At 39.5% G+C, this 11,995-nt stretch carries 10 protein-coding genes; 2 read left to right on the top strand and 8 right to left on the bottom strand.

Features of this window, described 5'->3' with window-relative positions; all coding sequences use genetic code 11:
- Positions 1-144: 144 nt before the first annotated feature.
- The 4 genes from CA730_RS07250 to CA730_RS07235 form a co-directional block, all read right to left on the bottom strand.
- Positions 145-309 carry a hypothetical protein gene (locus tag CA730_RS07250; RefSeq protein WP_197705505.1) on the bottom strand — a complete coding sequence of 55 codons (165 nt, stop codon included), beginning with the start codon at positions 307-309 and terminating at the stop codon, positions 145-147.
- An 81-nt stretch (positions 310-390) separates the two neighbouring features.
- Complete coding sequence (murJ, locus tag CA730_RS07245) at positions 391-2,004, bottom strand: murein biosynthesis integral membrane protein MurJ (protein WP_096665682.1); 1,614 nt, start codon at positions 2,002-2,004, stop codon at positions 391-393.
- 49 nt (positions 2,005-2,053) lie between these two features.
- Complete coding sequence (locus CA730_RS07240) at positions 2,054-2,560, bottom strand: pentapeptide repeat-containing protein (protein ID WP_096665679.1); 507 nt, start codon at positions 2,558-2,560, stop codon at positions 2,054-2,056.
- Positions 2,561-2,656: 96 nt separating this feature from the next.
- Positions 2,657-4,156 carry an LCP family protein gene (locus tag CA730_RS07235; protein WP_096665676.1) on the bottom strand — a complete coding sequence of 500 codons (1,500 nt, stop codon included), beginning with the start codon at positions 4,154-4,156 and terminating at the stop codon, positions 2,657-2,659.
- 343 nt (positions 4,157-4,499) lie between these two features.
- Here CA730_RS07235 and CA730_RS07230 point away from each other — a divergent pair, with 343 nt between their 5' ends.
- Positions 4,500-5,564, top strand: coding sequence for a mannose-1-phosphate guanylyltransferase (locus CA730_RS07230; RefSeq protein ID WP_096671344.1), 1,065 nt, complete (start codon positions 4,500-4,502; stop codon positions 5,562-5,564).
- A 200-nt stretch (positions 5,565-5,764) separates the two neighbouring features.
- Here CA730_RS07230 and CA730_RS07225 read toward each other — a convergent pair whose 3' ends face one another.
- The 4 genes from CA730_RS07225 to CA730_RS07210 all read right to left on the bottom strand — a co-directional run bounded on the left by CA730_RS07225 (position 5,765) and on the right by CA730_RS07210 (position 10,301).
- Positions 5,765-8,008: an FdhF/YdeP family oxidoreductase gene (locus CA730_RS07225; protein WP_096665673.1), complete on the bottom strand. Its 2,244-nt coding sequence runs from the start codon at positions 8,006-8,008 to the stop codon at positions 5,765-5,767.
- Between the two features lie 22 nt (positions 8,009-8,030).
- Positions 8,031-8,327 carry a type II toxin-antitoxin system RelE family toxin gene (locus CA730_RS25525; RefSeq protein WP_231940020.1) on the bottom strand — a complete coding sequence of 99 codons (297 nt, stop codon included), beginning with the start codon at positions 8,325-8,327 and terminating at the stop codon, positions 8,031-8,033.
- Between the two features lie 175 nt (positions 8,328-8,502).
- Positions 8,503-9,405 carry a S1 RNA-binding domain-containing protein gene (locus CA730_RS07215; protein ID WP_096665670.1) on the bottom strand — a complete coding sequence of 301 codons (903 nt, stop codon included), beginning with the start codon at positions 9,403-9,405 and terminating at the stop codon, positions 8,503-8,505.
- Between the two features lie 110 nt (positions 9,406-9,515).
- Positions 9,516-10,301 carry a dienelactone hydrolase family protein gene (locus CA730_RS07210; RefSeq protein WP_096665667.1) on the bottom strand — a complete coding sequence of 262 codons (786 nt, stop codon included), beginning with the start codon at positions 10,299-10,301 and terminating at the stop codon, positions 9,516-9,518.
- 367 nt (positions 10,302-10,668) lie between these two features.
- On the opposite strand from CA730_RS07210, the gene CA730_RS07205 reads away from it, so the two are divergent.
- A complete protein-coding gene (locus tag CA730_RS07205; protein ID WP_096665665.1) occupies positions 10,669-11,655 on the top strand; it encodes a GntR family transcriptional regulator in 987 nt (328 codons plus the stop codon).
- Positions 11,656-11,995: the final 340 nt, after the last annotated feature.

Below are 11,995 nucleotides of genomic sequence, written 5' to 3'. Positions count from 1 at the left end.
AAGGCTTGGCGCGGTTGACTATTTTAAAACAGTAAAGCGCTCACAAAAATATTGGTATCTAACACATAATTAGGGAAATTATTCATTCATAATTGTCTCCAAAATTTCTGGTGTCAAGCCTCTAGAAACTCCTCTATCGCTAATTTAATCCATCAATTTCCCAAGAAAATCAACTTCCTCGTTCATATCCTCTCTTAAAAATAAACTAACCAGCGTTGCCAGAGATTGCTTTTTACGTTCTGTTGCTTTTTGATAGGCTTGAGCAACGTTAGGACTAACTTTGATCCTGATTTCTTCACTAATCTGCATAGTCAAGACTTGGTCATAGTGTTTCTATTATTATATCGGATTAGGGCGATCGCTGAACACGAACAGCGTCTCACTGGTTTGTCACCTGATATTTTTCTTCAAGAACTTTTGCTGCATCTTCATTACAAAAATATTCACTTCGGGAATATTCATTCTAGAAGCAATTATCGCAAATACTCCAATTCCCACAAAAGCAGATATGGATAATTCTACTAGTAAACTAATTAAATCTAGTTTACCTAACACCTGTTGGGAAGCAACCAAAGTTCCAAAACTGGCTAAACCTGCAATTATACTCCCAACCGTTAACCCCAAAATTGGTAAACACCATTCTTGCCAAGGTAAGCCATTAAGTTTACGATTGAGCAAAAATAACAACATCAACATGGAACTACAATTAACTCCCACTGTAGCTAAAACTAATCCAGGCGCACCAAAAGGTTCAACTAATATTAAATCTAATACGGCATTGAGAACAATATTAAATATACTAATTTTAAAAGGTGTTTGTCCATCACCTAAAGCATAAAATACTCTAACTAAAACATCACGCCCTAGATAGACAAACATTCCAATTCCATAGGCAATTAATAGAGAAGATACTAACTGAGTTGCCTCTTGTTTAAATGCTCCCCGTTGATAAACTATCTGGACAATTGGCACAGATAAGGATACCATTAATGCCCCTAAAGGTAGCATGGTAACGGCAGTTAATAAAAGTCCTTGCCGAATGCGTAATTTTAATTCTTCCCAATTGTCTGGGTGGGAAAGTTTGGCAAATGTCGGTAATAAAGGCAGTAAAATAATATTAGAAATAATTCCTAATGGAGTTTGGACTAAAAGATTAGCATAGTTAAAACCTGCCGCTGCACCAACAATAGGACTTGCAAAATAAAGATCAGTAGCGACATTAATTGGCATCATTCCTGATGATATTGTCGCTGGAGTCATGATTTTAATTACTTCTTGCACACCGGGGGATTTAAAATCAAATCTCAGGCTTAATGTCCCTAATCCTAACCGCCATTGCACAATTAACTGGACTAACCATTGGAGAATTCCCCCTGCTAAAGTTCCCCAAGCTAATACCATGCCACCGATTAAAGCATATTCAGGATTAATAATTGCTTTGCCATATTGGAGGGCTAAAATACCAATACCGATGATAACGGTAACACTCGATAATAAAGGACTAATAGATAATAACCAATATTGATTTGCTGCATTTAAAGTCCCAAATCCAATCCCAATTAAACCAGCAAATAAAGCCAAAGGTGCCATGATTTGGATTTGACGGATAGCGATCGCTCTTGTAGTTGCTTCTAAGCCATGACCCACAAAATCAACAATATACTCAGCGCAGAAAATCTGAGCAAATGTCACCACTAATAACAACCCACCCACAAGAGTTGTGATTGTTTCTACTATCGGTGCAGCTTCCTCTTTTTTATGTTTAGCCAAAACACTGACAATGGCACTATGTAAAGGTCCGTTGACACCACCAAGTAAGATTAAAAGAAAACCAGGGATAATATAGGCATAACTATAAGCTGTAGCTGCTGCACCCACACCAAAAGCCGCAGCGATTATTTGCTGCCTAATTAAACCAAACACTTTACTAATTAATGTTGCTGCGGCAACAATCCCAGCAATACCAGCGAAAGAACGAGCAGGTTTTTGATCTTGTTGTGTCACGAATATTTATTAGTCCGTTGTCAGTTATTAGTTGTCAGTTGTCAATTTTTTACCGACAACCCAAACTATCTCTTGTAGAAACACCAGTTACAGGATTCACACCATCTGCCCTTTGACAGAGTAAGGATACTTGATAACGGTCAATAAGTGCGTCTGTAAAATCAGCACCAGTGATATCAGCATCATAAAAACGGCTACGGGTTAAAGTTGCTTCTGTGAAAATAGCGTTTCTTAGATTAGCACTATCCAAGGTAACACGATCAACCAAAGCACCTGTTAAATTTGCAGCTTCTAAATTTGCTTTTAATAAAACGCCTTTAGTAAAAATTGCGTTAGTTAAATTTGCACCTTGGAAATTTGTTCCCCGCATTTCCGCTGCCACAAAAGTTCCCCCAACTAAATCAGTATAGGAAAAGTCACGGTTTTCCAAACTGGCATTATTGTAATTAATGGTGTTAATTTGAGCAAAAGCTGCTTGAGGATTGGTAATTACCGAAAATCCTGCCAAAATAGAAACCAATATTAAACTCAAAAATCGGCAAAAAATCTTGTTCATAAATTTGTTTAATTGTTTATTGTCAGTTGTCAGTTGTTCATTTTCAGTTGTTTTTTATTGACTACTGACTACTGACTACTGACCACTGACTAATGACTATTTCCAATCCTTACCAATGCGAATTGTGAGGTCAGATTCCAAATCACCATTTCCAGAAACTTCGATTTGTCCTAAACCTAAAACTTGTCGCAAGTCAATTCCTGGTTGTCGGTTGCCCTTTTGGACAATAATCTGAGTTTGGCGTTGGGTATCTGGCCAATCTGGAACTACATAAACATTAGTAAAACCTTTCTGTTTCAGATAAGTAACTACTTTTTCCGTTAACTGGGGTTGGTTAGTGGTATTTTGCACGGCAATTCTTTGAATAGAGACCGGTCTGGTATCTGATTTAATGCCAGTTATATCTACCCCAACATAATCATTTAATAAGGTTTGTTGTCCAGTCATGTTTAACCAATAGCTATTGACATCTTGACTGAATTTGCTAAATGTACCAGGTAACATGGACATTTGGAAATTATCCCGGTCTACATTGACGGAAAAATTTGCTAATGCCATCATTTCCTCCATTTTTAGGTTGGTATCAAAATACTTTCGCATGACGCGAGTTAATTGGGGCAACCTGGGTAAAACGGTGGGACTGTTGAGTCGTTGCATTAAAGCATTTATTAGTGCTTGTTGTCGCTGGACTCTGGGTAAATCTCCTTTACCTTCTTCATGAAAACGGGCAAACTGTTCTGCCTGTTCACCGTTGAGGTTTTGCCAACCGCCGACCAAATTCACGGCAAAGCCACCAGCTTGATCTTGATAATTCATGGTTTGGGGGACAAATACATCTACACCACCCAACTGTTCCACTAATTCCCGAAAACCGCTGGCGGAAATGCGGATATACCGATCTATGGGAGCATTACCTAAACTCCGACTCACTACTCTGGCGGCTAAAACTGGGCCACCTTTGGCGTTAGCTTCCGATACCTTTGTTAATCCCTGTTCGGGAATGGCTATCATTGTCCCTCTGGGAATTGACAGTAGGCGAATAGATTTATCACTGGGATTAAGGCGCACCAACATCATGGTGTCGCTCTTACCAGCAAAACTTTCTGGTGAACCGTCTACAGTACCTGGAACTGGTTCAATGCCCATAATTAAAATGTTCATGGGTTTTGATAGTTTGTACTGAGAAAGTTTAGTCCATAAGTCCCCAGGTACTTTGATTTGGTCTTGTTTATTAGGACTGAATTCATCATCTTTCGCTTGGTCGAGATTGCTCCAGAGGGGAGTCCATAGTGCCAAACTTGATGCTATTAATCCAGATAGAATTATCCCTAAAACAATTGTTAAGACCCACAATAACCAGCGGGGAACTGTTAAGCCTAAACGGTCATAGAGTTCGTTGGGAATAGCACCAACGGATTCAGCGACGTTCCGAGAAGAGTTGACTGATGGTTTTGGGTTCACCGGCGAAGTTGCGGCTGGTTGGGTTGCTACCTGATTTTCCGAAATTTGAACTGGTGGCTGTTTTACCTCCGGTTCTGAGGTTGGGACTTGTTGAGGTGCTACCTGATTTTCTGACCATTGAATTTGTTTAATCATAATTTTCTCCCCACTCAACCACTCCTAAAAGGTATGTTAATACAAGCTACAAATATTGCGAGTTTAAAACTCGTTATGGAAATTTTAGATTTTGTGAAAAGTTAATCGGATATTTTTTTATTGCTGTCCTCAGAGTTTCAATCAGTGATAATTACAACATACTCAACCAGAAAAATTCATCAGTGAAGATCATCTAAAAGTTAATGAGTGTACACTTACAGCAGATATCAGGTAAATGAGGTACAAAGTTTCAAACCTGCCCCCTGCCCCCTGCCCCCTGTTCCCTGTTCCCTGTTCCCTGTTCCCTGCTGTATATTGTTCTGAATTAGCGATGTATGCCAATATGAATAATTTATTTTTTCCTGTGATTCTGGCTGGTGGTAAAGGTGAGCGTTTTTGGCCTTTGAGCCGACTAGACCGACCTAAGCAATTTTTAAGCCTTGATGGTAGCTCAAGAAGTTTACTACAAGCAACTGCTGATAGATTATTAGTTCTGGCTGGTGGTTGGGAAAATTTGTGGGTAATTACTTCTAGTCCCATTGCTCAAGGGGTGCGAGAACAACTTCCTGATTTGCCAGAGTCGAATTTACTGATTGAGTCCCAAGGTCGAGACACTGCTGCTGCTGTTGCTTGGACAAGTTTAGAAATTAAAAAGCGTTACGGAGAAGATGCTATTATTGGCTTTTTTCCTGCTGACCATTGGATTGCTGACCCGGAGATATTTGCTGAAACTTTAGCGGCTGCTAAGGATCTGGCGACTAAGAAAGCAGCGATTGTGACTTTGGGGATTAAACCTAATTTTCCTTCAACTGGCTATGGTTATATTGAACAAGGCGAAAAAATAGGTAGTTTCAATGGGTTAGCAGCGTATCATGTGAACCGTTTTACTGAAAAGCCCGACCGGGAAACGGCAGAAACTTTTTTGTCAACGGGGCGGTTTAGCTGGAATAGCGGGATGTTCGTTTTTCGAGCTGGTGTTGTTTTGTCAGAATTACGCACCCATGCACCGGAAATTATGAAACCTTTGGAACAACATGGTCCTGATATTTATCCGCAGTTACCTAAGAAAAGTATAGATTATGCTTTGATGGAAAAAACCAGTCTAGCTTATGTTTTGCCGGTAGCATTTGGTTGGGATGATCTGGGTGATTGGAATGCTATTGAACGTTTGCTGAAGCAGGATGATAATCCTAATGTAGAACTTGCTACTCATGTGGGTTTAGATACTCAGGGAGCGATTGTTTATGCCTCCAATGCTGATGATGTCATTGTTACGATTGGTTTAGAGGATGTGGTGATTGTGCGCGATCGCAATGTTACTCTGGTAGTGAAGAAGAACCGCACCCAAGAAATTAAGCAGATTTTGAAAATTCTGCAAAATGATGGGAGATTTACAGGCTTATTGTAAAATTTAAAACCCTGGGTAGATGGCTCAAAGTCTTGCTGTTTATTATAACTAGACTGTTGATAGTATTTTGTGACAGTATATATCAAATAACAGATTTGAGCCTTTTTTTGGCATAAATTTCCGAAGAATCTGCCTTTTTTGTCAAGTGGAGTCTCTTGACTCCTAATAACATTCCCAGTCTCCAGACTGGGAACAAGATTTTATTGATAAACAAAAACTGGAACTCTTTTATAAGCAGGTATCCCACTTTGGGGATCAATATCTGCTTTAAATAAAACGTTAGCTTCAGGATAAAACATAAAAGCTACACCTTCACGAATTGCACCACAAATAATTTCAATATTTTCTAATTCTCCTGCATTTCCTTTAACTGTAACTTGTTGATGTTTCTGGAATCCTGCTTTTTGTACATCCAAACTATTCATTAAAATACAATAACGATGGGGCATTTGGCGATATTTATCTTCACTGCGATAAACTACCGTGTTATGTTGTCCATAACTACGTCCTGTTCCCAATATAACTACAATTCCTGCTCGATTTTCCTCAACCCCAAAAGCTGATTTATTTGGTAAAGATAATTGCGGTAAAGCAGTGACAAACATCTGCGCTTTACCATTAAAAGTGGGAAATTTAGGTTCATCAAAAATCCGTCCGGCAATGGTAAATTCTGCCTGAGTTTGATCAATTTTACCTATTTTTTCATAACCAGGAATGGTTTTAGCAATTAATTCTCTAACATAGATAGTATCTTGTAATTTACGCCAATTAATCGGATTTACATCATGTAAACGATGGGCAATTTCTGTAATTAGTTTTACTTCAGAAATCAAATCAGAATTGTCTGTTTGTAAATGACTTTTACCTGCATCATTTAACCTGACAAAATTATTACCTGATTCTGTTGTAGTCTTATGGGGATTTTCAAACCGATTAAAAACAGGTAATATTAAAGTTTGCTGTTTTCCTAATCCGTGAAAATGTCCTAGATTCGGTTTTGTCGCTACATAGAAAATGGTTTCTATTTGTGATAAAGCCTGTTTTGCTTGTTGTAAATCTGGGTTAGCTGCATACAAATTTCCCCCTAAACAAAAGAGAGTATTGATATTTCCTAATTCTGCTGCTGCTATTAAATCACGGGTATGATAACCAGGAGTTTCATTGAGGGGTTTTCTTAGCAACTTAGATAGTGCTTGTTTGATTTCTTCGCGCAAATTGATAGTCACACCCATTGAACCAAATCCTTGCACGTTGGAATGTCCACGAATGGGCATTGTTCCTGCGCCAATTTTACCAGCGTTACCTGTAATTAAAGCCGTATTTGCGATACTAAAAACATTGTCAACACCGTTAGCTTGTTGGGTGATTCCCATAGCCCAAGCAAATACTACACGATCAGATTTACCAATTAGATAAGCTGTGGCTGTAATTTCTTCTTGGGATAATCCGCAGGTTTTAGTGATATGATCCCAGGATATATTTTCTGCATAATCTAAAATTTGTTGCCAGTTTTGAGTATAGGATTGGAGATATTCTGTTTTGATTAAATTTTGGGCAATCAGGGATTTTTGCAACCCGACAAATAACGCGACATCACTACCAGGAATCGGTTGTAAATACAAAGAAGATATATCTGAACCACCTGTGAGTAAAGATTTGATGGGAAATGCAGGTGAGGCAAATTTAACTAAACCGATTTCTATTTGGGGGTTAATAATAATTATTTTACCGCCCCTTGCCCGCAATTGGATTAATTCGTTCATCAAGCGCGGATGATTTGCGGGTGCGTTAGAACCAATTAAAACCACACAATCACTATGTTGTAAGCCTTCTAAACTTACCATTGATGTTCCTGAACCGAAAACTTTTTTTAAGCCGATGGTTGAGGGGACGTGACATAAATCTGAACAATCTGCTAGATTATTACTACCGAGCGATCGCATTAACAATTGTAATAAATATGCAGCTTCATTAGATGAACGTCCAGAACTATAACTAGCAATCTTTTCTGCTGGTTGTTGAAAAGCTGTTGTGGCGATTTGATAAACTTCTTCCCAGCTAATGCGTTGATAATGGGATGAACCTGATTTGAGGATGAGAGGATAAGTCAGTCTACCTAAATCATCGCATTCTTGAGAGGTCAGTTGTTGTAATTCATTAATATTATATTGTTGAAAAAAATCCGGTTTAATTCCTGGTTGCAATTCCGCAGCAATGGCTTCTACACTTTTAGCACAACGTTGTAAGTATTCTCCTGCTTCATTAACAAAACCTCCTTTTTGTCCACCTGTACCCCAAGCACAGGATAAACAGGCGCTTTTATGATTGAGAGTTTGCCATAATTGTAATCCTTGGGGTGAGAGAGTTTTTTCTACCCAATATTGAATTACAGGTAAACCGCCACCGGCTTGGGAATTAGATTTGTTTTCAGGTAAATTTTTCATAAATAGGAGTTTCCTATCTTATTTACAAATTTTCATAAACCTCATCATCATTTCGCTTACCAACTCGAAAAATTTCAATCTCCTCCTCTTGAATTGTATAGATAATGCGAAACTCTCCCTGATCCAATACTTGTCGGTTAAGGAAATGTAGGTTGGGTTGAGCGACAGGGAAACCCAACAAAATCCTTGATAATGTTGGGTTTCGTTCCGATTGCTCAATCTGGCGATCGCTGAAATGGCGCAAACTCGTTTCAAAATGAGAATTGCTGGCAGTACAAGATTGATGTTTCCCCTTGAGTAAGACTATCCAAAAAATCACTCAAATGTTCTTGTACTTCAGTAGCATTTACTTGATTCATGATAATTTTACTATGATGATATTGATTATTTTAGCTGATTTAAATAGAGTTAATATCCCCGACTTCTTTTTTGATCTTGTTAATCAATGATAAATTCCTGCAAGAAGTCGGGGATCTGGGTCAATTAGCAATTACCTATTCAGCCGTTTTATTAGCTGCACGATTAGCACGAGCTTCGGCGGAATCCATGACTTCTGCAAAGTTTTCTACAACTTCACCAGGGAAGTTTTCTAGGATTCTGGTAGAAATAGCAACTTGACCTTTACCTTCATCTAAATCAATAATGACAGCTTTAATGGGTTGACCGATTTGAAAGATTTTTTCTAAAGAGTCAATGAATTTTTGGCTCACTTGTTTGATGTGTAGTAAGGCGCTGATACCGTTAAAATCTACGAATACACCAAAAGGTTTGATGCCGGTAATTTTTCCTTCGATTAATTGACCGATTTCTAATAAACTGAAGTTGCTAGAACGAGCGGCTAAACGTTGAGAGAGAACGAGTTTATTGGTTTCCCGATTGATTTCTAAAAAGCCTACGGTGAGAGTTTGACCTTTGAGTGCTTCTAGGTTATCACGTTCGGCGATGTGCGATCGCGGAATAAAACCCCGGACACCTAGAAGATCAACAGTGACACCACCTTTATTGACACCTGTTACCCGCACTTGCACACTTTGGGAGTTCTCCTGCATTTCTAACAGTTTTTCCCAAATTTGTTTCACTTCCAATTGCTTGCGGGAAATGGTAACTTGACCTTCAGCATCCTGATCCCGAATAATCAAAAACTCTAGTTCCTCATTCATCGGTAATACTTCCGACAAATCAGCTACTGCTCTCAAGGAAGCCTCTTCTTGGGGAAGAAACGCAGACGATTTCCCACCAATATCAACATAAGCACCATCGTGGTCAACTTGGAATACTTTACCACGAACAACTTGTCCTTTTTGAAATTGGTAATCGTGTTTTTCCAAGGCTTTGGCAAAATCATCCATTGAAAAAGACGAGTTGGCTGTTTGAGAAAGTTTAGATTCGGAATTCATGACGTTTGAAGATAAATTGTTATTTGTTTAGTTGTCAGTGGTCAGTTGTCAGTGGTTAGGCTAGTACAGATTGGCGGAAATAAACCAACTATTCTAAATCGTTAAAAAGCCTATAATGTCTTAGTTTTGACTTTTGACTTTTGACTTCCGCCCTGCGGTACTAGTTGACTAAAAAGTTGTTCAACTTGCTCCCAAGCATCTGCCGCAGCTTTAGAATTATAACTGGCACGACGGTCACAAAAAAATCCATGACCAGATCCATCGTAACGAAACAGACGATGAGAAATGTGATATTTTGCAAGTTCGGCAGCAATCTCGTCTACCTGTTCTGGAGGAATACTCGCATCTTCCTCACCAAAAAAGGTGTAGATAGTGCCTTTAATTGCTGATGTCCGGGTAATACTGGGATTTCCACCTCCGGGAGTACGAGTAGTGATCCCCGCACCGTAAAAGGAAGCAGTGGCTTTAATATCAGAGAGTGTGGCAGCTAGATAGGCGACGTGACCACCAAAACAAAAGCCAACACAACCAAATCCATCTGGTTTAACTTCAGGTAAAGTTTTCAGGTAGTTAATAGCTGCTTGAATATCACTCAAAAGTTGTGATGCTGTAGTTTCTGCGGCGTGTTTTCTGCCTATTTCCACATCTTCGGGCGTGTAACCCGTTTCAAATCCAGGGGCTTGACGTTGAAACAGCGCTGGAGCGATCGCCACATATCCTAGTTTAGCAATCCGTTCAGTAATATCCCGAATATGCGCGTTAACGCCAAAAATCTCCTGGAGAACTACAATTCCTGGATAAGAACCGGGTGCTGTTGGTTGAGCTAAATAGGTGGCTATTTGTAAATTCTCTTGAGGAATTTGAATTGTTGTAGTCTGTATTGCTGGCTCTGTCATAATATAAGTTGTGAGTAGGGAAATAGGTAAGAGGTACGAAGCACAAGTTAATAATAGTTATATCTATCAGCAATTAGTAATCACTAATGGAGTTGTGAATTACGATTCATTTACTAGTCCGAACTTACAGCATATTGCAGGTAAATGAGGTACAACCTTTAATCACAAAACTTGGCAGCGAGGCTGTTTTACTGCTGATAGCTGAACGCTGATAGCTGAAAGCTGCTGTATATTCATTCTGACCCTTGACTTCTGATTTGGTGTATTCTTCTGTGATAATATTTTCCAGAGCAAACTAACCCATTAATCATATATTTAACAGGTAAATTATGGCCATTTGTATAAGTCTTGTGGAGCAGAATTAGTAATGATTCAATTCCGTATTCAGCCAGATAGTGAAATTCCTGCATCTAATCAACTGTTTAATCAGATTCGATTTGCGATCGCCTCTGGGCAATATTCACCTGCATATAAACTACCCAGTACCAGGGCGTTAGCTATGCAAACTGGATTACATCGCAACACCATTAGTAAAGTTTACCGCCAATTGGAAGAAGAAGGATTTGTTGAAAGTTTAGCAGGTTCAGGCATCTATGTCCGCGCTCAAGGTCATGAAGGCGGAAGTAGATCCCAGTCTCCCATGCTCAAACAAAATCCTCAAGCCTATAAGGTAGTGCAACAAGCCCTAGATGAGTTACTTGGTCAAGGTTGTTCTCTCAATCAATCACGGGAACTATTTCTAGCCGAAGTTGACTGGCGGTTGCGTTGTAGCGCTAGAGTTTTAGTAGTTACACCATCTCAAGATATTGGGGCTGGGGAATTAATGATTGATGAATTGGAAGAATCTCTGCAAATTCCAGTTCAACTTGTAGCAATGGAAGAACTTATTGGTGTTCTCGACCAAACTACCTCAGCCACATTAGTCACCAGTCGTTATTTTATCGGAGAAGTGGAAGCGATCGCTGCCCCCAAAGCCGTCCGCGTCATTCCCCTCGATATTCACGACTATGGTAAGGAAATGACAGTAGTTAAAAGCTTACCCAAATCCAGTTGTATAGGTATAGTTAGCCTCAGTTCCGGTATTCTCAGAGCCACAGAAGTTATTCTTCACGGTTTACGCGGGGATGAACTATTGGTAATGACCGCCCAACCAAAGGACGCTTATAAACTACACGCGATCGTCAAACGCTCAGAAATCATCTTTTGTACCGATCAAGTCAGCTATTCCACAGCACAATCCGCCATGCAAACAGCCTTAGAAGACCTTATCCGTCCACCGAAACTCATTCGCTGTGAAAACTACATCGGCACTCAGTCCATCAACCTCCTCAAACGCGAACTGGGATTAATTTGAAACAAAGTAGGGGAGGGGTTTCCCCTCACAAGGGTAGGTTTTTAATATTGTCTGTGAAGGCAAGACTGGGAAGACTTGGAGGGAACGTAGACAAGGAAGATTTTATCCGCACAATAGTCTTTTAACGGTGTGTTATTGTTGCCAAAAAACATCATCCTGTAGGGTTTTCCTCCCTTGTCATCTTGTCCACCTTGTCGCCCAAGTCTTGCCCTCACCGGAATGTAAAAAACCTACACCTGTCAGGGGGGTTGGGGTTCTTGTACCTCATATATCGGACAATTGCAGGTATTTACACCGCATTGGCTTATTATTATTAGGACTTACGCAAGTGTCACACTAA

It is taken from the genome of Dolichospermum compactum NIES-806 (assembly GCF_002368115.1).
Classification (GTDB): domain Bacteria; phylum Cyanobacteriota; class Cyanobacteriia; order Cyanobacteriales; family Nostocaceae; genus Dolichospermum; species Dolichospermum compactum.
This window is presented reverse-complemented; position numbering and strand designations above follow the sequence as displayed.

What these genes read in the sequence shown, in the direction of transcription:
- CA730_RS07250 (WP_197705505.1), bottom strand. Translation starts at nt 309, where the DNA reads ATGCAGATTAGTGAAGAAATCAGGATCAAAGTTAGTCCTAACGTTGCT.
- CA730_RS07240 (WP_096665679.1), bottom strand. Translation starts at nt 2,560, where the DNA reads ATGAACAAGATTTTTTGCCGATTTTTGAGTTTAATATTGGTTTCTATT.
- CA730_RS07235 (WP_096665676.1), bottom strand. Translation starts at nt 4,156, where the DNA reads ATGATTAAACAAATTCAATGGTCAGAAAATCAGGTAGCACCTCAACAA.
- CA730_RS07230 (WP_096671344.1), top strand. Translation starts at nt 4,500, where the DNA reads ATGAATAATTTATTTTTTCCTGTGATTCTGGCTGGTGGTAAAGGTGAG.
- CA730_RS07225 (WP_096665673.1), bottom strand. Translation starts at nt 8,008, where the DNA reads ATGAAAAATTTACCTGAAAACAAATCTAATTCCCAAGCCGGTGGCGGT.
- CA730_RS07215 (WP_096665670.1), bottom strand. Translation starts at nt 9,405, where the DNA reads ATGAATTCCGAATCTAAACTTTCTCAAACAGCCAACTCGTCTTTTTCA.
- CA730_RS07210 (WP_096665667.1), bottom strand. Translation starts at nt 10,301, where the DNA reads ATGACAGAGCCAGCAATACAGACTACAACAATTCAAATTCCTCAAGAG.
- CA730_RS07205 (WP_096665665.1), top strand. Translation starts at nt 10,669, where the DNA reads ATGATTCAATTCCGTATTCAGCCAGATAGTGAAATTCCTGCATCTAAT.